This window comes from Mycolicibacterium sediminis (assembly GCF_010731735.1).
Classification (GTDB): domain Bacteria; phylum Actinomycetota; class Actinomycetes; order Mycobacteriales; family Mycobacteriaceae; genus Mycobacterium; species Mycobacterium sediminis.
Window position 1 is genome coordinate 1,472,688 of the sequence record NZ_AP022588.1, and the last position, 20,351, is coordinate 1,493,038.

Here is a 20,351-nt window from a genome sequence, read left to right on the forward strand (position 1 = left end):
GTGCTGACACGTTTCATCAAGATCCAGCTGATCCTGTTCACGATCCTCACGCTCATCGCGTTGATCGTGCTGGGGTGGTACTACCTGCGCATCCCGAGCCTGGTGGGCATCGGCCAGTACGAGCTGAAGGCCGACCTGCCGCGCTCGGGCGGGCTGTACGCCACGGCCAACGTGACGTACCGCGGCACCACCATCGGCAAGGTCACCGACGTGGTGCCCACCGAGAACGGTGCCCGGGCCACGATGAGCATCGACAGCCAGTACAGGATCCCGGCGGATACGTCGGCGAACGTGCACTCGGTGTCGGCGATCGGTGAGCAGTACCTGGACCTGGTCGCACCCGACGGCAGTACGGGCCAGTACCTGTCGAGTGGCGCGACGATCACCAAGAGCACGGTGCCCAGCGAGGTCGGCCCCGCGCTCGACGCCGCCAACAAGGGTCTCGCGGTGCTGCCCAAGGAGAAGATCGACTCGCTGCTCACCGAGACCTCGCTCGCGGTGGGCGGCCTCGGCCCTGCGCTGCAGCGACTGGTGGACTCGACGACGAACATCGCGCAGGGTCTGAAGGAGAACCTGCCGCAGGTCACCGACATCATCAACAACGCAGCACCCATCCTGGACAGTCAGGTGCAGTCGGGTGACTCCATTCAGCAGTGGGCCAACAACCTCGACGTGATCGCGGCGCAGACGGCCGAGCAGGATGCGGCCCTGCGCACCGGCCTGCAGCAGGCGGCGCCCACGGCCGACGAGGTGAGCGAATTCTTCACCGACGTGAAGGACTCGCTGCCGCAGACGCTGGCGAACGTGGCCATCGTGGCCGATCTGCTCAAGCGCAACAACAAGGGCGTCGAGCAGCTGCTCGTGGCATTCCCACAGGCGGGGGCCGTGGGCCAAATGGGCACGATCTTCCCGGGTCAGGCGCTGCTGCCCCTGGCGCTGTCGATCAACCAGCCGCCGCCCTGCTACACCGGCTTCTTGCCGGCGTCGCAGTGGCGCTCGCCGGCCGACACCACGACCGCGGAGATCCCGAGCGACGTTTACTGCAAGATCCCGAAGGACTTCCAGGGCAACGCCGTTCGTGGTGCGCGCAACTACCCGTGTGTCGACGTTCCTGGCAAGCGCGCGGCGACGCCGACCGAGTGCCGCAGCAACGAGCCGTACACCCCGGCGGGCACCAACCCCTGGTACGGCGATCCCAACCAGGTCCTGACCTGTCCGGCAGCGGGCGCGCGGTGCGATCAGCCGGTCAAGCCCGGCTACGTCGTCCCCGCACCGTCGGTGAACAACGGCATGAACCCGTTGCCCGCGAACAAGCTGCCACCGTCGCAGTCCCAGACGCCGATCAGCGACCCGCTGACCGCACCTGGCCAGGGCAGCGTCAGCTGCAGTGGACAGCAGCCCAACCCGTGCATCTACACTCCGGCATCAGGTCCGTCTGCGGTCTACAACCCGTCGAGCGGTGAGGTGGTCGGACCCGACGGCGTCAAGTACTCCGTCGACAACTCGAGCAATCCAGGAGACGACGGATGGAAGAGGATGCTGGCTCCGGCCGGCTGAACCCCACCGATGCGCAGGACAGCATTGACCAGCCGTTGACGGCGTCTGCGGAGACACCGCAGGACCAGGACCCGATCGTCGGTTACCCAGACGAGGCGTCACTGCGCCGGCCGGAGAGGTTCGGCCGCACGTGGGTCGCCGCGATCGCAGCGGTCCTTGTCCTCGCGGCGGCAGGCGTGGGAGTGGGCGGCTACTTCGCCCTCAACTGGCACGACCAGAGCAAGGCACTCGCACAGGCCGACGAGGCGGCCATCGCCGCCGCGAAGGACTGCGTGACGGCGACCCAGGCGCCCGACACCGCGGTCATGAGCGCCAGCCAGGCCAAGATCGTCAACTGCTCCACCGGCGACTTCGGCACCCAGGCGGCCCTGTACAGCGGCATCATCGCCGAGGCGTACCAGGCCGCGGCCGTGAAGGTCCAGGTCACCGAGATGCGGACCGCCGTCGAGGGCCACAACGACGACGGCTCGATCGACGTGCTCGTCGCGATGCGCATCAAGGTGAGCAACCTCCAGGTCGCCGACCAGGAGCAGGGCTACCGCCTGCGGGTGCAGATGGTCCCCGAGGACGGCACCTACAAGATCGCCAAGCTGGAACAGGTCACGTCGTGACCGCCGTTCTCGACGCCGACCGCACCGCCTCGACCACCGAGTCGCAGGACGTCCACTACGCCGGCTGGGCCGCGCGGGCCGGGGCGCTGGCCGTCGACGTGCTGCCCGCGGCGGCGGTCGTCGCGACGATGGCGCTGCTCGCGTTCACCACCCCGCTCTGGGGATGGCTGTGGTGGATCCTCACCGTCACCGCGGCGCTGGCCCTCGTCGCTGCGGCGATGAACCGGTGGGCCCTCCCGTCGATCACCGGGTGGAGCCTGGGCCGGTCGCTGTTCGGGATTCGGGTCGTCACCCGCTCGGGCGCGCCGGCCGGCAGCGTCCGCCTCCTGCTGCGCGACCTCGCGCACGTGCTGGACACCCTCGCGCTGTTCATCGGATGGCTGTGGCCGCTGTGGGACAGCCGGAACCGAACGTTCGCCGACCTGCTCGCTCGTACCGAGGCACGTCGGGTGGCTCCGCCGCAGCGCGACGTCCGCAGGCCGGCAGGCATCGTCCTGCTGGTGGCGGCGCTGCTCTGCGTGGCGGGTAGCGGCCTGGCCTACCTGGTCGTCTACAAGCACGATCGCGCGGTCGAGGCGGCACGCACCCAGATCGCCGCGGAGGGGCCGCGGATGGTCGAGCAGATGCTGAGCTACGGCGCCGCGACCATGCAGCCGGACTTCGCCCGCTCCCTGGACCTCGCCACCGAGGCCTACCGGCCGCTGTTGGCCGCCCAGCAGCAGCTCGTCGAGAAGGGCGGCGCGACCACCAACGAGTACTGGTCGACCAACAGCGCCGTGCTGTCGGACCCGCCGGTGACGCCGGAGAAGGCGACGATGCTGCTGGCGCTGCAGGGTCAGCGCGGCACCGACCCCAAGTCGCTCAAGTTCATCTCCGCGACGGTGCGGGTCGAGTTCCAGAAGTCAGGCGATCGGTGGCTGGTCAACAGCCTCATCGTCCTGAAGAAGCCCACCGCGAGCGAGGCGGGCGGATGAGCCCCCGTCGCAAGGTCGACGCCGCCGAGCGCGACTACTTCACCCAGCCGGTCGTCACCCCGAGGCCGCCGCGCCGGTGGGGCCTGGCCCTGACCGGCGTGGTGTCGACGCTGCTCGCCGTCGCCGCCATCGCAGGCAGCGTCTTCATGCTGGTGGGACACGAGAGTCAGCGCCGCACCGATCTGCGCGACGTGGCGGCTCTCGGCTACGTGCGGACGTTCATGATCGAGTACACGTCGCTCGATCCGTTCCACGCCAACGAGTACACCGAGAACATCTATCGGCAGGCGACCGGCGACTTCGAGACGTCGTTCAAGGAGAAGATGAACGAGATCACCATTCAGGTGGCTCGTGCCGAGCCCACGACCGGGTCCGTGCTGGACGCCGGCGTGCAGCGGTGGAACGACGACGGCAGCGCGCAGATCCTGGTCGCCGCCAACGTCACGACGCCGGGACGTGACGGCCGGCCCACGGTCGAGAGCGCGAGCCGCTGGGTGGCGACGACGATCGAGGAGGGACAGCAGTGGAAGATCAGCCAGCTGATTCAGGTGATCTGACCGCTCGCGCCGCGGTCCCCGAGGGCAAGTCGGCCAGGCGGCACCGGCTTCCGCGCCAGAAACCCCGCGACCCCGCCCCGTCGACCGACGACGTGGCGACGGACGAGCCGGCCGCTGCTGTGGAACGGGCTGCCGCGGAACCGAGTACGGCAGCACCGGTCGAGTCGACGCCTGAGGTCGCGGCCGAGCCGGAGGCCGTCGTCGAGACCGAGTCCGAACCCGTCGCGGAACCCTCGGCTACGACGGACCCAGACCCGGAACCCGAGCCCGCCGCCGCCGTCGCGCCGCCGGCCCGACGCCGCTTCCCGTGGCGGCGCGCGAAGACCGACACCTCGGCGGTCGCCGTTCCCGAGGCTCCTGTTGCCGAGCCCGCCAACGCCGTCGAAACCTCCACCGAGACAGTGGAACCGGTGTCCGAACCGGTCGACACGCCCGAGCCCGTCGCCGAGCAGGCCGACGTCCCCGACGACGATCGGCCGGAGGGCGCCGCAGAAACCGAGCTGACCGACGACTCCGACGATCCCGTCGCCGAGCCGGTCCTGGTGCCCCACCGCACGGCGCCCCGCGGACTGAAGGTCGCCGCGGTCGCGGCAGGTGTGGTGTTCGTCGGAGCCGCGTCCTTCGCGGGTGCGACGCTGCAGCCCTACCTCGCCGATCGCGCCGAGGTGCACACGAAGTTCGAGATCGCGGAGATCTCCGCCGATGCGATCACGACGCTGTGGACCTACACGCCCGAGGACATGGACAGGCTGCCCGACCGTGCGGCGAAGTACCTGGGCGGCGACTTCGCCGCCGACTACCGGCGGTACATCGACTCGATCGTCGAGCCGAACAAGCAGGCTCAGGTCAGCAATGCCACGGAGGTGCTCGGCGCAGCGGTCGAGTCGTTGACCCCTACGGAGGCAACGGCTCTGGTCTACACCAACTCGGTGGCGACGAGCCCCGTGACCAAGGGCATCCCGTCGCTGCGCTACCTGTCCTACCGACTCTCGTTGGAGCGCAAGGGAAAAGAGTGGCTGATCACCAGGATGACGGCCGTCACGTCCCTGGACCTGACGCCGCGACTGTAGGCCCCGGCGGCGGTCGGCAATGAAGTCCCCTGTCTCACATCCGGCGACGGTCACGGCGCTGCTGCTGCTGACGTTCGCGACGGGACTGGTGGACGCGGTCAGCGTGCTGGTGCTCGGGCACGTCTTCGTCGCGAACATGACGGGCAACGTGATCTTCCTAGGGTTCTGGTTCGTGCCGCACTCGGGCGTCGACATGTTGGCCGCGGTCGTCGCCTTCGTCAGCTTCCTGGCGGGCACCGTGCTGGGTGGTCGGTTGGCGAGGCACCTCGACACCGACGTGCGCCACTGGCTGGTGGTCGCGTTGAGCGTGGAGGTCCTCGCGCTGACGACGCTCGCCCTACTCGCGGGCGCGGGCGTGCTGGAGTATCACGACAACGGGAAGCTCATCCTGATCGCCGGTCTGGCAGTGACGTTCGGCAGCCAGAATGCGACGGCCCGCCAGTTCGGCATCCAGGAACTGAGTACGACGGTGCTGACGTCGACGATCGTGGGTCTCGGATCCGACAGCCGGTTGGCCGGCGGGACCGGGCATCGGGAGAAGCTCCGCTACGGGGTGGTCGCGACGATGCTGGGCGGCGCGGCGCTCGGCGCGACGCTGACCCGCTTCGTGGTGGCACCCATCATCGGCCTCGCGGCCCTGGTGGTCGCGGCCAGCGCGGCGGTGTTCTGGTTCGGCCCGGCTTCCGAGAACCCCTAGAGGTACTGCGCCGCCACCAGGAACACGACGAGCAGTGCGGCGCCGGCCGCCAGCGCGAGGGTGGCCGGCTTGCGGCGGGACCGACGGCGGAGCAGCCGGCTTCCGGCCCGAGACCCGATGGCGCCGAGGGCCATTCCGGTCACGAAGCCCACACGTCCACTCGTCAGCCGGTGCACGACCGATCGCACCGGCGGTGGCGCCAGGCGCCACAGGGTCAGCACGAGTCGCAGTCGCCGCCTCGTCTGGTCGACCCGCCGCGGTACCAGCCGCCGCAGGAGGAGCAGCGCGAGGATCGGCATCCCCGGCGGTGCGGCATCGCGCCGTCGACGGAGGGTGGTGCCGGTCGCGGTCAGGTGAACGCCAGCCAGCTGGGCAGCGCTCGCTCGCGCGAGTCGCAGAGCACCTGATAGGTGTCGCAGGATCCCTTGGGAACGCCTGCGCCGGCCCACATCCCGCCGGTGTCGCGGCGCAGCACGATCGCCGACGAGCCGCCGCCGTCGAGCAGGATGGCGGTGTCGCTACCGAGACCGCGGAACAGGTCCTGGATCTGATCGGGCGTATAGCTGCCGCCCTGGAACACGTACATCTCGTCCTTGGTGCGGGAGTAGGCGAGGGCCGTGCGTGCCGCGCTCGGGCCGCCGTCGTTCATCTGCGAGCTGTCGCCGGGGGCGAGCAGGCCCAGTCCGGCGACGGCGACGAACCTGGTGCCCTTGTCCATCAGGTCGGTGATCACGGGGGTGGCGGCGTCGTAGTCGTCGGTCGACTTCGGCGTCACGACGAACGGCGCCCCGCCGACGGGCAGGATCATCGTGCTGAGCGCGGTCCACGTCTCGTTGCCACCGGAGAGTCCCTGCTTGCCCGCGTAGGCGATGGTGCCGGTGACCGCCGCGTTGGCGCGGCCCCCGCTCGCGGTGTTGTCGACGTAGGCGCCGAGCGGGGAACTGCATCCGGTCGACTTCCAGGACCCACCGGTCTGGCCGCGCACGTCGAAGAAGTTGGCATTGATCGCGATCGTCGGCTTGCCGAGTGCCTGCCAGGCCTGGAGCGGGGTGAACGTCTCGGACGCCTGCAGCAGTCCCTCGCCCGTGCGGGCGCGCGGATCCCGTTCGCACCGCGACTGATAGCCGCGGTGGGAGTCGACGAGGAGTTTGGGGGTGAGGCGCTGGGACGCGTTCTTGATGATCATGAGGTGGCCGCCGCTGGTCAGGTCGTACCAGTCGCCGGCGGCGTTCATCATCGGCGCCGGATTGCCGCCGCCGAAGTTGTAGACCAGGTAGGAGCCCTTGGTGCCGGCGATCGCCGACGCGAGCAACTCACGGGCATCCGCCGCGTGGGCGACGGGCGCGCCGCCGATCGACGCCAGCGTCGCGCACAGGGCGACGGTCGTCAGATGGGCGAGTAGGCGCCGGAAGTTTGCGGTTGGGTTCGGCACCGGCGGTCCCTCCAGAAGTGCACACAGGTTGTGATCACAATAACCACAGGTGACGCACTGTCAACTTTGGTCACAGGCGCATCACGGACCCGCATCGGAGCGGTTGCGTCGAGCCGTTGTGCTTTGCTGGCGCGGGCTCAGCCGGCCGGGGGTGCCAAGCGGTAGATGGCGTCGGCGTAGTCGTCACTGACGTAGATGGCACCGCCGTCCGGACCGGCCACGGCACTCACTGGACGTCCCCATCGGGAGCCGTCCTCGGACTGGAAGCCGCCGACGAGTGTCTGCTGGTCACCCAGGCCGCCGTCCTGCCACGGGAAGAACGACACGTCAGGCTCCTGCGGGTTCTGCCGGTTCCACGACCCGTGCACGCCGACCAGCGCGCCCCGGTCGTAGGGGGCGGGGAGGCCGCCGTTGGTGAAGCTCAGGCCCAGGGGCGCGGAGTGCGCGCCGAAGCTCTGCTCGACGGGAGGCAGCGACGCACAGTCCAGGAACTGCCCATCGGCGTTGGTCTGGACGTCCCGGACGAACGGCAGGTCGGCCGGCCCGCCGTCGGGATTGCAGTACGGCCAGCCGAGTTCGCGTCCCGGCACGAGCTTGGCGAGGGACTCCCGCGGGTGATCGTCGACGTAATCGGGCACCACCCTGCCGTAGTCCGGACCGGGATCGGGGACGGCGATGTTGTCGCGGTTGTTGACCGCGGTCCACACCGAGCCGTCGGGGGCGACGGCGAGTCCGGTCCCGTTGCGGACGCCCGTGGCGAACGGCTCGGCCGGACCTCCACCCGGCGGGATGCGCATGATGGTGGCCCGCGGCGGGGTCGCCGTGCGGTCCTCGACGGAGACGTTGCCGGTGGATCCGATCGAGAAGTACACCGCGCCGTCGGGGCCGACGGCGACGCTCTTCAGCGCGTGCGAGTACGCGCCACGCAGGTCGGGGCTCTTGGCGTCGGGCAGGCCGGGGGCAATGGTCCGCTGCGCGGTCGCGGCGCCGCCGGCGTAGTCGTAGGCGTCGATCTGGTCGCTCTCGGCGACGTACAGGGTGGGCCCGGCGAACGTCAGACCGTGCGGCTGGTCGAGGCCGGTGAGGAGGGTGTTCTCGAGCGGGCCCGCGCCGGTGGGCTCGAACCGCAGGACCTGTCCCGCGCTCGGCACCGACACGAGCAGGTTGCCGTCGGGGGCCCAGGCCAGCAGTCGCGGCTTGGACGTCCGGGCCCACACCGACAGCGACCACCCCTTGGGCACCTTCGCCTTTCGCGGCGCGTCGAACGGTGCCGCGCCGAGGTCGTCGGGCACCTGGACGTCGACCTCCTCGAGCCCCGCCGAGGCGGGCGCGGCAGTCGTGCCGGCGGGCGCGCTCGGCTGGCTCGACTCGGCGGTCGGTGGCGGCGCCGACGAACACGACGCCACCACCATGGCTACGGCCGCGAACGCCGCGGCCTCCCTGCTACGCCGCTGCCAAACTCGCATGCATCTCCCACACCAGGATCTCGGACGGTTCGGTGGCGGTGACCCGTTGGCCACCGGACGCGGTGAACCGGACCGCGTCGCCTTCGGACAGTCGGCCCGCACCCTCCAGCGTGACGTCGCCGCGAGGCACGAACAGGTGGAGGTACGGCGCGTCGGGCAACTCGACGGAGTCGCCCGGCTCCAGGCGGGCCACCTTCAACGCGGCGTACTTGTTGCGAATGGTGATCGCCGTGTCGTCGGCGTGTTCGGGCATACCCGACGCGACGGTGGTCAACCGTCCGCGGAGCAGGTCGTCGTCGATCTCGAGCTGCTGGTAGCCGGGCGTGATGCCGGACTCGTCGGGCACGACCCACATCTGGACGAAGTGCACAGGCTCAAGATGCGACGGGTCGCCGGTGAGGGTCCAGGAGTCGTTCTTCTCCGAGTGCAGGATGCCGCGGCCGGCGGACATGCGTTGCGCCAGGCCGGGATAGATGACGCCCGAGTGGCCCGTCGAGTCCTGGTGCACCAGCGAGCCGCGCAGCACCCAGGTCACGATCTCCATGTCGCGGTGCGGGTGGGTGTCGAAACCCGAGCCCGGCGTGACGACGTCGTCGTTGTTCACCAGGAGCAGCCCGTGGTGGGTGTTGGCCGGGTCGTAGTTGCCGCCGAAGGAGAACGAGTGCTTCGAGTCGAGCCAGGAGATCTTCGTGGCGCCGCGATCCGCGGCACGCCGGACGTCGACGATTTCGTTCGTGGTCATGGTCGATCACTCCTCGGGAGTTCTTCGCCAGCCTAGGTGCCGGCACTGGACACGACAACATGAATGATGTGTCATGTATTCCGTGTGGCTCAGCGAGGACGAACAGCGGGTGTGGCGGAACTACCTGTCGATGACCGGTCGGCTGCAGGCGGCGATGAACCGTCAGCTGCAGCGGGACTGCGGTCTGTCCCTGGCCGAATACGAGGTGCTGGTGGCGCTCGACGAGCGGGCGGGCTGCCGCATCTCCGAACTCGGCGACCGCCTGGGCTGGGAGCAGAGCCGGCTGTCCCACCAGCTGACGCGGATGCGCACGCGCGGCCTGCTGCGGCGGGACGGGTCCTCGGACGATCGCCGCGTGGCCACCGTCGACCTCACCCCCGCGGGCAGGCGGGCGCTGGAGACCGCCGCGCCCGGCCACGCCGAACTTGTGCGCGAGATCGTCTTCGAGGGCGTGACCCCCGCCGAGCTGCGGGCCGTCGACCGCTGGACGACGGCGGTGCTCGGCCGGCTGGGGGAGGTGCAATAGCCCGCGAGTCACCACTTACAGCGCGTCTGCTGGCTTGAACCGCGCCGTAACTGGCCACTCGCGGCGGGCTAGCGGGGGTCCGGGATCGCCCTGATCGCCAGGAACCCGGTCGGCTCGCTCGTCAGGCGTCGATACGCGTCGGCGTTGATCGCCGCGGCCTCGGGTTGGGGCCGCGGCTCGACCAGGCGCTCGATGAGGAAGCCCGCCTCGCGCAGTTCCGCGCAGGTCTGCTCCAGCGGAGACAGCCAGTAGCGGACGTGCCAGCCCCGGCTCCACACCTCCTCGATGACCCGGGCCTCGAAGTAGTTGCCGCCGTGCCGGAGCCAGTCGCCGGTCGGGTGCAGGCGGGAGAGGACCAGCGCACCGCCCGGGCGCAGGACCCGTCGCAGCTCGGCGAGCGCACGCACCCGGTCGTCGACGTACTCGAGCGCCAGCGCGAACAGCACGAGGTCGACCGACTCGGCGGGCAGCCAGTCCAGCGGGGCGGCCAGGTCGTGCACCCGGAACGACCCCGCGGGCACCCGCCGCCGACTCAGTTCGACCATGCGCGGGCTGAGGTCGAAGCCGAGCACCGACGCTCCGCGGTCGACCAGCTCCGCCGCGTAGAGGCCGGGACCGCAGGCGGCGTCGAGAACCGTCTTCCCCGCGACGCCGCCGAGGAGGTCCAGACACGCGGGGCGGTCGTAGTGCGCGTTGTAGAGGCCGTCGCGCCCGTGCTCGAGGAACTCGTCGGCGAACACGTCGTACTGCGGATCCGGCCCCACGCGATCTGGCATGGGAGCTACAGCGCGACGGGCAGGCCGAACTTCTCGAACAGGCCGTCCGCGTGGAACGCCACCACGTGCGAGACGCCGTCGGCGCGGACCGCCAGCACGTGCAGCTGGAACTCCTCGTGCCGGCCGGACTCGCGATTCAGCATGTAGAGGGCGGCGGCGGGCTGACCGTTCGCCGTCGTCGTCAGGAAGCGCATGTCGCCCGGTCCCTCGGCGGGGCAGTGCGTCTTCGACAGCGTGACGATGTCCTCGGGGCCCTGGTACCACCCGTCGAACGGGGGCATCTCGAAGATGGCGTCCGCGGTGAACATGTCGACGAGCTTGTCCATGTCGTAGGTCTCGAAGGCCTCGACGTACCGGGCCAGCCGGTCCTGCGCCTCGGGGGAGTCCGGCGCGGCGATGTCGTCGTCCTGGGTCGGCTGCACGGCGTCGAGTTGCGCGCGCGCCCGCTGCAGGAGGCTGTTGACGGCGGCGGTCGAGGCGCCGATGGCCTCACCGACCTCCGCTGCCTTCCACTGCAGCACCTCGCGCAGCACCAGGACGGCTCGCTGCCGGGCCGACAGGTGCTGCAGTGCGGCGACGAACGCCAGGCGCACGGACTCGCGGGATTCGGCGATCACCGAGGGGTCCGACGGATCCTCGCGCGGTGCGTCGGGAAGTGGTTCGAGCCAGGTGATCTCGTGGTGCTCGGCGATGTCAGACGTCGGATCGGAGGCGGGCGCTCCGAGCCCGGTGGGCAGCGGCCGTCGCTTGCGGCCGTCGAGCGAGGTGAGGCACGTGTTGGTGGCGATGCGGTAGAGCCACGTCCGCACCGAGGAGCGTCCCTCGAAGTTGTCGTAGGACTTCCATGCCCGCAGGTAGGTGTCCTGCACCAGGTCCTCGGCGTCGTGCAGCGAACCGGTCATCCGGTAGCAGTGCGCGAGCAGTTCCCGCCGGTACCTCTGGGCATCGGCCAGGAACGCGTCTTTGGAGTCGAACGACTCCGGGATCACGGGAACCTCGGTGAGGACGCTCACGGTTGCGAGCCTACCCACCGGCACCGACGAAGGCCCGCCGACGACGCCGACGGCCCCACGACCCGACCGTTAGTCTCGCCTGATGCCCACAACCCGCGAGGAACGCAGCTTCACGAGCCGCCACGGGAACCTGAACATCGTCTACGACGTGTGGACCCCGACCCCGGGCGAGGGCCAACCGCGGGGGGTGGTGGTGCTGTGCCACGGGTACGCCGAGCACGCGCGCCGCTACGACCACGTCGCCGAGCGCTTCGCCAGGGCCGGCCTCGTCACCTACGCCCTGGACCAGCGGGGCCACGGCAGGTCCGGCGGCAAGCGCGTCTACCTGAAGAACATCTCGGAGTACACCGACGACTTCGACCAGCTCGTCGGCATCGCGGCCGCCGAGTACCCCGGGCTGAAGCGCGTCGTCCTCGGCCACAGCATGGGTGGCGGGGTGGTGTTCACCTACGGCGTCGAGCATCCCGACGACTACGCGGCGATGGTCCTGTCCGGCCCGGCGGTCTACGCCCAGGACGCGGTGTCGTCGTTCATGATCGGGGTGGCGAAGGTGGTGGGCAGCATCCTGCCCGGACTGCCGGTCGAGGATCTGCCCGCCGACGCCGTGTCGCGGGACCCCGCCGTCGTCGCCGCGTACGAGGCCGACCCGATGGTCCACCACGGCAAGCTGCCCGCGGGCATCGCGAAGGCACTGATCGGCGTGGGCGAATCGATGCCGCGACGGGCGGCCGCGTTGACCTCGCCGCTGCTGGTGGTGCACGGCGAGGACGACAAGCTGATCCCCGTCGCCGGAAGCAGGCGCCTGCTGGAGTGCGTCGGACCGCTCGACGCCAACCTCAAGGTGTATCCCGAGCTGTACCACGAAGTGTTCAACGAGCCGGAACGAGAACTGGTGCTCGACGACGTCGTGTCGTGGATCGAGGTCCACCTGTGAGGTCGCCCGGCCGGCTGCTGGCGGCGCTGCTGATGCTGTTCGTGCTCGTCGGGTGTTCGTCGAAGGCCGAGCAGCAGTCCACCGGCGGCGGGGGGTGGGTCGACGAGGACGTCACGTTCGTCACCGACGGGCTCACCCTGTACGGCACCTACCGGCATCGCGACGATTCTGCACCCGGGCCTGCGGCGCTGCTCATCTCGGAGAGCGGCAACACCGACCGCAACGGCGACAACGCGGTGGCGGGACCGGTCGGAAACATGCGTCAAATCGCGGAGTACCTGTCCGACAAGGGAATCGCCAGCCTGCGCTACGACAAGGTAGGCACTGGCAAGACGGGTCTGGGCCCGTACGCCAAGAACCCGGCCGACGTCGGAAGCGCGGTCTACACGGCGGGGGCCAAGTCGGCCGCGCGCTACCTCGCCGGGCAGGCCCGCACCGACAAGTCGCGAATCTCGTTGTACGCGTTGGGTGAGGGCACGGTGCACGCGATGGCACTGGCCACCGACGACTCGCCGGACGCGCTGAAGGTGCACTCGCTGGCGCTATTCCAGCCGCTGTCGGGCCGCTACCTCGACATCATCACCGGGCGGGTGCGCGCCGACGTCGACTCGGCGGTGGCGTCGGGAGCCAAGACCCGCCAGCAGGGCGATCAGGTGCTCGGCTCGTGGGCGGCCGCCGTGACCGAGGCCCGTACGAAGGGCACGGCGCCCGCGACCCTGCCGGAGGGTCTCGGCGCAATCCTCAACCCCGCCAACGTCAAGGCCGTCGTCGAGGCGGACGCGATCGACCCCCAGGCGCTCGCAGCCAAGATTCCGGCGGGGACGCCGGTGCTGGTGACCTGTTCGGACGCCGACGCGCAAGCCAACTGCGTGGGGGAGAAGCCGCTGTTCGACTCCTTGGCCCAGACCGCTCTGACCGTCGTCGAACTCAAGGGCGTCAGCCACGTCCTGCGCGACGACCCGAGTGACAACGTCGCGAACTATGCCAAGCAGGCCCCGCTGTCGCCGCAGCTGATCACGGCGCTGAACGGGTTCGTCACCAAGTAGGCCGGCAATGACGACGACTAGACTGCCCGCATGACGCGAACCATCGTCGCCAGGGGTCCGGATTGCCCGGAAGTGCCTGCGGCGCAAGGGCTCGAGGTCTACGCGTTCGGGCAGGTGCCGGTCGGCTACACCGGAGTACCGACACGCAACGGCGCGGTGCTCTCGGCGGAATGGCACCTGTGGACGACCACCGCTCTGGGGATGGACGGCGCAGTACCGGCCCGGCGACTCGCCGTCGAGTCGTACCGGCTCCCTACCGTCGGCCTCATGACGTCTCACCGATCAGCGAAGCGGATCCGCCCATGACCGACGACAAGATGCTCGCCCGCATCGCCGCGCTACTGCGGCAGGCCGAGAACACCGAGAACCCGCACGAGGCGGAAGCCTTCATGACGGCCGCGCAGCGGCTGGCGACCACCACGTCGATCGATCTGGCAGTGGCGCGGGCACACTCGGCGACCCGTACCGCCGCTCAGGCGCCGGTGCAGCGCACCGTCACCATCGGCAACGCGGGGTCGAAGGGACTGCGCACCTACGTGCAGCTGTTCGTGGCGATCGCCATGGCCAACGACGTGAAGTGCGACGTGGCCTCCAACTCGACGTTCGTCTACGCCTACGGGTTCGCCGAGGACATCGATGCCACCCACGCGCTGTACGCCAGCCTGGTGGTGCAGATGGTCAAGGCCGCCGACGCTTACATCGCGACGGGCCAACACCGGCCGACGCCGACCATCACCGCCCGGCTGAACTTTCACCTCGCCTTCGGGGCCCGCATCGGGCAGCGCCTGTCGGAGGCCCGCGACGACGCGACGCGGCAGGCCCGGGTCGACGCCGAGGAGCGCGCAGGCACCGAGATCGCGTTGCGCAACAAGGACATCGAGTTGAAGTCGTTCTACAGGCAGGCCTCCAAGGCCCGCGGAACGTGGCGTGCGACCAACGCGTCGGCGGGGTACTCGTCGGCGGCCAGACGCGCGGGCGACCGGGCCGGGCAGCGCGCGCGGTTGGGGCCGAGCACGGAGTTCTCCGGTGCCCGCTCGGCGCTGGAGCACTGACCGGCCGCCGTGGTTCGCGACGCGCAGCGATCCCGGGTCTACGCGGCGGAGGAGTTCGTGCGCACCCTGTTCGACCGGGCCGCGGCGCGCGGCACCGCCACCCTCGACTTCTTCGGCACGTCGATCACGCTGCCGCCGGAAGCACGCTTCGCCTCCGTGGAGTCGGTGCGGCGCTACGTCGACGACGTGCTCGCTCTGCCCGCGGTCCGGCGGTCGTGGCCCGAGGCGGGCCCGCTCGCGGTGCGCAGTAGACGCGGGCGCACCGCCGCGCACTACGAGCGGGCGGGAGGCGACGCCACCATCGCCGTGCCCGACCGGAGCACCACGTGGGCACTGCGCGAACTCGTCGTGCTGCACGAGGTCGCCCACCACCTGAGTCAGACCGAACCGGCACACGGTCCGGAGTTCACCTCGACGTTCTGCGAACTGGCCGACGCCGTGATGGGCCCGGAGGTGGCCTACGTGCTGCGCGTCGTCTACGCGAAGGAAGGTGTGCGCTAGGGAATCTGGCCGTCGCTGACAATCGCTGACGAGTTGATGACGTCGGGCGGTGGGAGGGGCTGCTCACAGGTTGGCGGGATAGACAGACGCCATGGGAGCACTGGCCAAGCGGCCCGACGACGGACCCGCCACGCGGGCACCCGCCAAGAAGGCCACCAAGAAGGCCGTCAAGAAGGTCGCGAAGAAGGCGCCGGCCAAGAAGGCGGTGACGGCGCCGGCCAAGAAGGCGGCGAAGAAGACCCCCGCGAAGGCCGCCAAGAAGGCGGCGAAGAAGGCCGCCAAGAAGTCGCCGCCGGCGAAGGGCGCGAAGAAGGCCTCGACGCCGTCGGGACCATCCATGGGCCTGCCCGAATTGCCCGCGGCGCCAACCGATCCGCTCGAGATCCTCGGACTCCGCCAGCCGCTGACCACGTCGACGCTCAAGCGGGCGTGGCGTGAGTACGCGGCCCGGCACCACCCGGATCAAGGCGGTGACGCGGCGACGTTCGCGAGGGGCCGCGGCGCCTTCGAGACGCTGCGGACCACGATGGACGCGACGTGAGCGCGCCCGTGGCGTCCCCGTCGACGCAGTCGCTGCGCGCCCTCGACGCACTGAACTTCTTCCTGGCCGACGTGCGCGACGGACTCGGGCCGTACCTGGCGATCTACCTGCTGGCCGTTCGCGGCCCGGAGCACGGGTGGAACGAGGCGACCGTCGGCGGTGTCATCACCACGGCCGGGATCGTCGGACTGCTCTTCCAGACGCCCCTCGGCGCCCTCGTCGACCGGGTGGTGCGCCGTCGCCTGGTGGTCGTGGTGGCGGCGTCGGCGGTCACCGTGAGCTGCCTGGTGCTGCCGTTCGTCAGCGGCTTTGCACTCGTGACGGCCACGCAATCGATCGCGTCGATCGCAGGTGCGGCCGTGGCACCGGCGATCTCGGCGATCACGCTCGGCCTGGTGGGACCCAAGATGTTCTCGCCGCGGATCGGTCGCAACGAGGCGTTCAACCATGCCGGGAACGCCGCCTCCGCAGGTATCGCGGCAGGGCTGGCGTACTTCTTCGGCCCGGTGGTCGTGTTCTGGATGATGGGCGTCCTGGCGCTGTGCAGCGTGGCGTCGACGATGAAGATCCGCGCCGAGGAGATCGACGAGCGACAGGCCCGTGGGCTCACCGACTCGGCGCCGGACGAGGGCGGCAGCGGGGCGAGCGGCTTCCGCGCGCTGTTGACGAATCGTTCGCTGCTGATCTTCGCGGTGATCGCGTTCACGTTCCACCTGTCGAACGCGGCGATGCTGACGTCGGTGAGCCAGCTCCTGACCAGGGTGGTCGGAAAGGACAGCGCCACGTCGCTGGTCGCGCTGTGCGTGCTCGCCGCCCAGCTGGTGATGATCCCGGTGGCGATCGTCGTCGGCCGCAAGGCAGACGTCTGGGGTCGAAAGCCGATCTTCCTGACCGCGTTCGTCGTGCTGGCCGTGCGTGGCGTCCTCTACACGGTGTCCGACAACGGGGTGTGGCTGCTCGTCGTGCAGGCGCTCGACGGCATCGGCGCAGGCATCTTCGGTGCGCTGTTCCCCGTCGTCATCGCCGATCTGACCCGCGGCACGGGCCGGTTCAACGTGGCACAGGGCGCCGTGGCGACGACGCAGGGCCTCGGCGGCGCGCTGAGCGCGGGCATGGCCGGCGCGATCATCGTGACCCTCGGCTACAACGTGGCGTTCTGGACCCTGGCCGGCATCGCGGTCGTCGGGCTGATCCTCTACGCCACCCTGATGCCGGAGACCAAGGAATCCTCGGGCGAAGAGTTCCTGCCCGCCAAGGAGTCGGCCGCCGGTTAACGTGGGCCAGGTGAACGAGCCGGATCCGATCGCCCTCGACGCCATGTTCGGCCGCCTGCTGCGCACCGAGGACGATGCGCTCTCCGCGGCGCGGGAGGCGACCGACGCCGCGGGCATGCCCCGCATCGAGGTGTCCGCGCAACACGCGAAGCTGCTGACGCTGCTCGCCACCATGTCGCGCGCCGAGCGCGTGCTGGAGATCGGCACGCTCGGCGGCTACAGCACGATCGCGCTGGCGCGGGGTGTCGGACCGGGCGGCCGGGTCGTCACGCTCGAGTACGACCAGGCCCACGCCGACGTGGCGCGCCGCAACCTCGACCGGGCCGACGTCGGCGAGCGCGTGGAGATCGTCGTCGGCGCGGCACTCGACACCCTGCCCCGGCTGGTCACCCGCGGCGATCGCTTCGACTTCTTCTTCATCGACGCCGACAAGGAGAACAACTCGGCGTACGTCGAGTACGCGGTCACGCTCGCCGATCCCGGCGCGGTGATCGTCGTCGACAACATCGCGCGGATGGGCCGGGTGCTGGACCCCTCGCCCGACGACCGTCAGGCGCGTGCGGTCCGCGACATGTTCGCCATGATGGGCGAGCATCCGCGCCTCGACACCGCCGCGATCCAGACGGTGGGCACCAAGGGCTGGGACGGGTTCGCTATCGCGTTGGTGTCCTAGCGCTGGTGTCCTAGCGCGGAAGATCAGCCGGCGGAGAGGAATTCGTCGGCAGCGGGCGTCATGGACCCGACGGCCTCGGACAGCGCACCGGACGTCGCCTGCTCGGTCATCCCGAGGTGCTCGGAGGCCTGTGCGACGGTCATGCCGCGGTAGTAGGTGAGTTCGACGCACTTGCGTTGCACGCCGGACAGCGAGTCCATGACGGGTGCACCATCCGTCCCGCGTGCGTCGACTGTGGCGTCGCCGCGGGCGTCGGCCACGGCCATCCGGTGTGCCAGCGTGATCAGCCAGGCGCCGGGGGAGAAGACGTCGGGGTCGAAGCCGCCCGCCGTGTTCCACACCTCGAGGTAGATGCGTTCCATGAGCGCCTCGCGCCGGGCGGGATCGGGAACCAGGTTGCCGATGACTCCGAAGACGCGCGCCGACGTGCGGTCGTAGAACCTGAGGAGATCCGCGGAGTTGCCCCGGGCGATGCCCTCGAGCAGTGAAGTCAGGTTCGCGTTCATCGGCGTAGCCGTTCTCTCAGCGTGACGTGCATCCGCGCTCGCGCACGGCTACCGGTCTTTACCCGGCGGCGTCCGCGCGAAAACCTGGCCGACGTTTGCCGATGGCCGGCCTCGGGCATGGTCGTGCGGTGGGCATCTCACTCAAGGGCACGAACATTGCGGTCGATCGCGTCATCGCCGCACCTTCCCAGACCGTGTGGGACATCATGACCGACCTCGAGGCGTGGCCGAAGTGGGGTGCGACCGTCAGCGCGGCGCAACTCGACGAGGGCGATCTCCTGACGCTGGGCTCGACCGGCCTGGTGTGGACGCCGGTGGGCGTGCCGCTGAAGTTCACGATCGACGGGTTCGTCCCGGGCCGGTCGTGGAGTTGGCGGGTAGCCGGCGTGCCCGCGACCAAGCACGGCGTCGATCCCGAGGGCGACGGGTGCCGCGCTTGGATGACCGCGCCACTGTGGGCGCCGGCCTACCTCCCGGTCCTCGCGAACGCGCTGTCCCGCATCGATGCGATGGCGACCGCGGGATAGCGCCGAACGTTGATTACCGTCACGCTATTCGCGAAGAAGCGTGATGGTAACCAACGTTCGGCGCGGTAGGGGACGGCTAGCTGCAGACCGCGCCCGTCGCCGCCGAGTGCACGAGCTTCGTGTACTTGGCGAGCACGCCCGTGGTGTAGACGGGAGGCAGCGGCTCGAAGCCGACCTTGCGGGACTCGAGTTCGTCGGCGTCGACCAGCAGGTCGAGCGTGCCCTTGCCGACGTCGAGCCTGATCCGGTCACCGTCGCGGACGAACGCGATGGGTCCGCCGTCGACGGCCTCCGGCGCGACGTGACCCACGCACAGCCCGGTGGTGCCGCCGGAGAACCGGCCGTCGGTCATCAGCAGCACGTCCTTGCCGAGACCCGCGCCTTTGATCGCGCCGGTGATGGCCAGCATCTCGCGCATGCCGGGGCCGCCCTTGGGGCCCTCGTAGCGGATGACGACGACGTCGCCGCCCGTGATGGTGCCGTCCTCGAGCGCGTCGAGTGCGGCGCGCTCGCGCTCGAAGACTCGTGCGGTGCCCTCGAACACGTCGGAGTCGAAGCCCGCGGACTTGACGACCGCGCCCTCGGGGGCCAGCGACCCGTGCAGGATCGTGATGCCGCCGGTGGGGTGGATCGGCGATGTCAGCGCGCGCAGCACCTTGCCGTCCGGGTCGGGCGGGGCGATGTCGGCGAGGTTCTCGGCCATGGTCCGGCCGGTCACGGTGAGGCAGTCGCCGTGCAGCAGCCCGGCGTCGAGCAACGCCTTCATCACGACGGGGACGCCACCGATGCGGTCGACGTCGAACATGACGTGCTTGCCGAACGGCTTCACGTCGGCCAGGTGGGGCACCTTCGCGCCGACGCGGGTGAAGTCGGCGAGGGTGAGTTCGACACCGGCCTCCCACGCGATCGCGAGCAGGTGCAGCACCGCGTTGGTGGATCCGCCGAACGCCATGACGACGGCGATGGCGTTCTCGAACGCCTCCTTGGTCATGATGTCGCGGGCCGTGATGCCGCGCTTGAGCAGTTCGACGACGGCCTCACCGCTGGCCCGGGCGTAGCCGTCGCGGCGACGGTCGCTGGCGGGCGGCGCCGCCGATCCGGGAAGCGACATGCCGAGCGCCTCGGCTGCGGACGCCATGGTGTTGGCGGTGTACATGCCGCCGCAGGCACCCTCGCCCGGACAGATGGCGCGCTCGATGATGTCGACGTCCTCGCGCGACATCAGACCGCGCGCGCAGGCGCCGACGGCCTCGAACGCATCGATGATCGTGACGTCCCGCTCGGTCCCGTCGGTGAGCGTGGCCTTGCCGGGCATGATCGAGCCGGCGTAGAGGAACACGCTGGCCAGGTCGAGGCGCGCGGCCGCCATCAGCATGCCGGGCAGCGACTTGTCGCAGCCGGCCAGCAGGACGGAGCCGTCGAGGCGCTCGGCCATCATCACGGTCTCGACGCTGTCGGCGATCACCTCGCGGCTGACGAGCGAGAAGTGCATCCCCTCGTGGCCCATGGAGATGCCATCGGAGACGGAGATCGTGCCGAACTCCATGGGGAAGCCGCCCGCGGCGTGCACGCCGTCCTTCACGGACTTCGCCAGCCGGTCCAGGGACAGGTTGCACGGGGTGATCTCGTTCCACGACGACGCGACGCCGATCTGGGACTTCACCCAGTCGTCGTCGCCCATGCCGACGGCCCGCAGCATGCCGCGGGCGGCGGTCTTCTCGAGGCCGTCGGTGACGTCGCGGCTCCGGGGCTTGACGTCATGGGTGGTGGTGGTTGCGTCGGTGGGACCTGAGGGCATGCGGTCGATTATGCGCCTGAACCGTTAGGCAGCCAAAACGTTTTCATACCCCATGGGGGTATCCGGTAGGGTGGGCCG

At 70.0% G+C, this 20,351-nt stretch carries 24 protein-coding genes; 16 read left to right on the forward strand and 8 right to left on the reverse strand.

Annotation, left to right across the window (positions count from 1 at the left end):
• The 6 genes from G6N64_RS07150 to G6N64_RS07175 are packed head-to-tail and all read left to right on the forward strand — an operon-like array spanning position 1 to position 5,466.
• A complete protein-coding gene (locus tag G6N64_RS07150) occupies positions 1-1,557 on the forward strand; it encodes an MCE family protein (RefSeq protein WP_163796245.1) in 1,557 nt (518 codons plus the stop codon).
• Positions 1,527-2,168 (forward strand): Rv1363c family protein, encoded by a 642-nt coding sequence (locus G6N64_RS07155; RefSeq protein ID WP_163796246.1) that lies wholly within the window; start codon positions 1,527-1,529, stop codon positions 2,166-2,168. Before G6N64_RS07150 ends, G6N64_RS07155 begins: the two co-directional genes overlap by 31 nt.
• Positions 2,165-3,142 carry an RDD family protein gene (locus G6N64_RS07160; protein WP_163796247.1) on the forward strand — a complete coding sequence of 326 codons (978 nt, stop codon included), beginning with the start codon at positions 2,165-2,167 and terminating at the stop codon, positions 3,140-3,142. Before G6N64_RS07155 ends, G6N64_RS07160 begins: the two co-directional genes overlap by 4 nt.
• Positions 3,139-3,699 (forward strand): Rv1363c family protein, encoded by a 561-nt coding sequence (locus G6N64_RS07165; RefSeq protein ID WP_163796248.1) that lies wholly within the window; start codon positions 3,139-3,141, stop codon positions 3,697-3,699. Before G6N64_RS07160 ends, G6N64_RS07165 begins: the two co-directional genes overlap by 4 nt.
• Positions 3,666-4,769 (forward strand): mammalian cell entry protein, encoded by a 1,104-nt coding sequence (locus G6N64_RS30605; RefSeq protein WP_163796249.1) that lies wholly within the window; start codon positions 3,666-3,668, stop codon positions 4,767-4,769. Before G6N64_RS07165 ends, G6N64_RS30605 begins: the two co-directional genes overlap by 34 nt.
• Positions 4,770-4,788: 19 nt before the next feature.
• Positions 4,789-5,466 (forward strand): YoaK family protein, encoded by a 678-nt coding sequence (locus G6N64_RS07175; protein ID WP_163796250.1) that lies wholly within the window; start codon positions 4,789-4,791, stop codon positions 5,464-5,466.
• On the opposite strand, the gene G6N64_RS07180 is transcribed toward G6N64_RS07175, so the two are convergent.
• The 4 genes from G6N64_RS07180 to G6N64_RS07195 form a co-directional block, all read right to left on the reverse strand.
• The gene (locus tag G6N64_RS07180) at positions 5,463-5,765 is read right to left on the reverse strand and encodes a hypothetical protein (protein WP_163796251.1); all 303 of its coding nucleotides are present in this window, start codon (positions 5,763-5,765) and stop codon (positions 5,463-5,465) included. The two genes, G6N64_RS07175 and G6N64_RS07180, sit on opposite strands and share 4 nt — an antisense overlap.
• Before the next feature lie 50 nt (positions 5,766-5,815).
• Entirely contained in the window at positions 5,816-6,898 is a 1,083-nt protein-coding gene (locus G6N64_RS07185) for a phosphodiester glycosidase family protein (protein ID WP_163796252.1), read from the reverse strand.
• A gap of 137 nt (positions 6,899-7,035) precedes the next feature.
• A complete protein-coding gene (locus G6N64_RS07190) occupies positions 7,036-8,364 on the reverse strand; it encodes a PQQ-dependent sugar dehydrogenase (RefSeq protein WP_163796253.1) in 1,329 nt (442 codons plus the stop codon).
• A complete protein-coding gene (locus G6N64_RS07195) occupies positions 8,342-9,106 on the reverse strand; it encodes a pirin family protein (RefSeq protein WP_163796254.1) in 765 nt (254 codons plus the stop codon). The genes G6N64_RS07190 and G6N64_RS07195 overlap by 23 nt, the downstream gene beginning before the upstream one ends.
• Before the next feature lie 73 nt (positions 9,107-9,179).
• On the opposite strand from G6N64_RS07195, the gene G6N64_RS07200 reads away from it, so the two are divergent.
• Positions 9,180-9,632, forward strand: a complete 453-nt coding sequence (locus G6N64_RS07200) for a MarR family winged helix-turn-helix transcriptional regulator (RefSeq protein ID WP_163796255.1) — start codon at positions 9,180-9,182, stop codon at positions 9,630-9,632.
• A 68-nt stretch (positions 9,633-9,700) separates the two neighbouring features.
• On the opposite strand, the gene G6N64_RS07205 is transcribed toward G6N64_RS07200, so the two are convergent.
• The gene (locus tag G6N64_RS07205; RefSeq protein WP_163796256.1) at positions 9,701-10,408 is read right to left on the reverse strand and encodes a class I SAM-dependent methyltransferase; all 708 of its coding nucleotides are present in this window, start codon (positions 10,406-10,408) and stop codon (positions 9,701-9,703) included.
• A 5-nt stretch (positions 10,409-10,413) separates the two neighbouring features.
• A complete protein-coding gene (locus G6N64_RS07210) occupies positions 10,414-11,421 on the reverse strand; it encodes a sigma-70 family RNA polymerase sigma factor (protein ID WP_174266771.1) in 1,008 nt (335 codons plus the stop codon).
• 82 nt (positions 11,422-11,503) lie between these two features.
• Between G6N64_RS07210 and G6N64_RS07215 the strand changes: the two genes are divergently transcribed.
• The 8 genes from G6N64_RS07215 to G6N64_RS07250 all read left to right on the forward strand — a co-directional run bounded on the left by G6N64_RS07215 (position 11,504) and on the right by G6N64_RS07250 (position 17,442).
• Positions 11,504-12,355: an alpha/beta hydrolase gene (locus G6N64_RS07215; RefSeq protein ID WP_163796258.1), complete on the forward strand. Its 852-nt coding sequence runs from the start codon at positions 11,504-11,506 to the stop codon at positions 12,353-12,355.
• Entirely contained in the window at positions 12,352-13,401 is a 1,050-nt protein-coding gene (locus tag G6N64_RS07220; protein WP_163796259.1) for an alpha/beta hydrolase family protein, read from the forward strand. Before G6N64_RS07215 ends, G6N64_RS07220 begins: the two co-directional genes overlap by 4 nt.
• Before the next feature lie 30 nt (positions 13,402-13,431).
• On the forward strand, positions 13,432-13,707 hold the full coding sequence (locus G6N64_RS07225; RefSeq protein WP_163796260.1) for a hypothetical protein: 276 nt from the start codon (positions 13,432-13,434) through the stop codon (positions 13,705-13,707).
• Positions 13,704-14,453, forward strand: coding sequence for a DUF2786 domain-containing protein (locus G6N64_RS07230; RefSeq protein WP_163796261.1), 750 nt, complete (start codon positions 13,704-13,706; stop codon positions 14,451-14,453). Before G6N64_RS07225 ends, G6N64_RS07230 begins: the two co-directional genes overlap by 4 nt.
• Before the next feature lie 9 nt (positions 14,454-14,462).
• Positions 14,463-14,954, forward strand: a complete 492-nt coding sequence (locus G6N64_RS07235; protein ID WP_163796262.1) for a TIGR04338 family metallohydrolase — start codon at positions 14,463-14,465, stop codon at positions 14,952-14,954.
• 91 nt (positions 14,955-15,045) lie between these two features.
• Positions 15,046-15,495, forward strand: coding sequence for a hypothetical protein (locus G6N64_RS07240; RefSeq protein ID WP_163794983.1), 450 nt, complete (start codon positions 15,046-15,048; stop codon positions 15,493-15,495).
• On the forward strand, positions 15,492-16,769 hold the full coding sequence (locus G6N64_RS07245; RefSeq protein WP_163796263.1) for an MFS transporter: 1,278 nt from the start codon (positions 15,492-15,494) through the stop codon (positions 16,767-16,769). Before G6N64_RS07240 ends, G6N64_RS07245 begins: the two co-directional genes overlap by 4 nt.
• Positions 16,770-16,812: 43 nt before the next feature.
• Entirely contained in the window at positions 16,813-17,442 is a 630-nt protein-coding gene (locus G6N64_RS07250) for an O-methyltransferase (RefSeq protein WP_163801496.1), read from the forward strand.
• A gap of 23 nt (positions 17,443-17,465) precedes the next feature.
• Here G6N64_RS07250 and G6N64_RS07255 read toward each other — a convergent pair whose 3' ends face one another.
• The gene (locus tag G6N64_RS07255; protein WP_163796264.1) at positions 17,466-17,948 is read right to left on the reverse strand and encodes a sigma factor-like helix-turn-helix DNA-binding protein; all 483 of its coding nucleotides are present in this window, start codon (positions 17,946-17,948) and stop codon (positions 17,466-17,468) included.
• Positions 17,949-18,076: 128 nt separating this feature from the next.
• Here G6N64_RS07255 and G6N64_RS07260 point away from each other — a divergent pair, with 128 nt between their 5' ends.
• On the forward strand, positions 18,077-18,475 hold the full coding sequence (locus G6N64_RS07260) for an SRPBCC family protein (RefSeq protein WP_409370743.1): 399 nt from the start codon (positions 18,077-18,079) through the stop codon (positions 18,473-18,475).
• Positions 18,476-18,551: 76 nt separating this feature from the next.
• Here the strand turns inward: G6N64_RS07260 and ilvD are convergent, their stop codons facing one another.
• Positions 18,552-20,273 (reverse strand): dihydroxy-acid dehydratase, encoded by a 1,722-nt coding sequence (gene ilvD, locus G6N64_RS07265; protein WP_163796266.1) that lies wholly within the window; start codon positions 20,271-20,273, stop codon positions 18,552-18,554.
• Between the last annotated feature and the right edge of the window lie 78 nt (positions 20,274-20,351).

Excerpts from the sequence above, each read along its gene's own strand:
- G6N64_RS07165 (WP_163796248.1), top strand. The coding sequence starts at position 3,139 with ATGAGCCCCCGTCGCAAGGTCGACGCCGCCGAGCGCGACTACTTCACC.
- G6N64_RS07255 (WP_163796264.1), bottom strand. The coding sequence starts at position 17,948 with ATGAACGCGAACCTGACTTCACTGCTCGAGGGCATCGCCCGGGGCAAC.
- G6N64_RS07240 (WP_163794983.1), top strand. The coding sequence starts at position 15,046 with ATGGGAGCACTGGCCAAGCGGCCCGACGACGGACCCGCCACGCGGGCA.
- G6N64_RS07250 (WP_163801496.1), top strand. The coding sequence starts at position 16,813 with ATGTTCGGCCGCCTGCTGCGCACCGAGGACGATGCGCTCTCCGCGGCG.
- G6N64_RS07180 (WP_163796251.1), bottom strand. The coding sequence starts at position 5,765 with ATGCCGATCCTCGCGCTGCTCCTCCTGCGGCGGCTGGTACCGCGGCGG.
- G6N64_RS07190 (WP_163796253.1), bottom strand. The coding sequence starts at position 8,364 with ATGCGAGTTTGGCAGCGGCGTAGCAGGGAGGCCGCGGCGTTCGCGGCC.
- G6N64_RS07215 (WP_163796258.1), top strand. The coding sequence starts at position 11,504 with ATGCCCACAACCCGCGAGGAACGCAGCTTCACGAGCCGCCACGGGAAC.
- G6N64_RS07155 (WP_163796246.1), top strand. The coding sequence starts at position 1,527 with ATGGAAGAGGATGCTGGCTCCGGCCGGCTGAACCCCACCGATGCGCAG.
- G6N64_RS07230 (WP_163796261.1), top strand. The coding sequence starts at position 13,704 with ATGACCGACGACAAGATGCTCGCCCGCATCGCCGCGCTACTGCGGCAG.
- G6N64_RS07175 (WP_163796250.1), top strand. The coding sequence starts at position 4,789 with ATGAAGTCCCCTGTCTCACATCCGGCGACGGTCACGGCGCTGCTGCTG.
- G6N64_RS07225 (WP_163796260.1), top strand. The coding sequence starts at position 13,432 with ATGACGCGAACCATCGTCGCCAGGGGTCCGGATTGCCCGGAAGTGCCT.
- G6N64_RS07195 (WP_163796254.1), bottom strand. The coding sequence starts at position 9,106 with ATGACCACGAACGAAATCGTCGACGTCCGGCGTGCCGCGGATCGCGGC.
- G6N64_RS07200 (WP_163796255.1), top strand. The coding sequence starts at position 9,180 with ATGTATTCCGTGTGGCTCAGCGAGGACGAACAGCGGGTGTGGCGGAAC.
- ilvD (WP_163796266.1), bottom strand. The coding sequence starts at position 20,273 with ATGCCCTCAGGTCCCACCGACGCAACCACCACCACCCATGACGTCAAG.
- G6N64_RS07205 (WP_163796256.1), bottom strand. The coding sequence starts at position 10,408 with ATGCCAGATCGCGTGGGGCCGGATCCGCAGTACGACGTGTTCGCCGAC.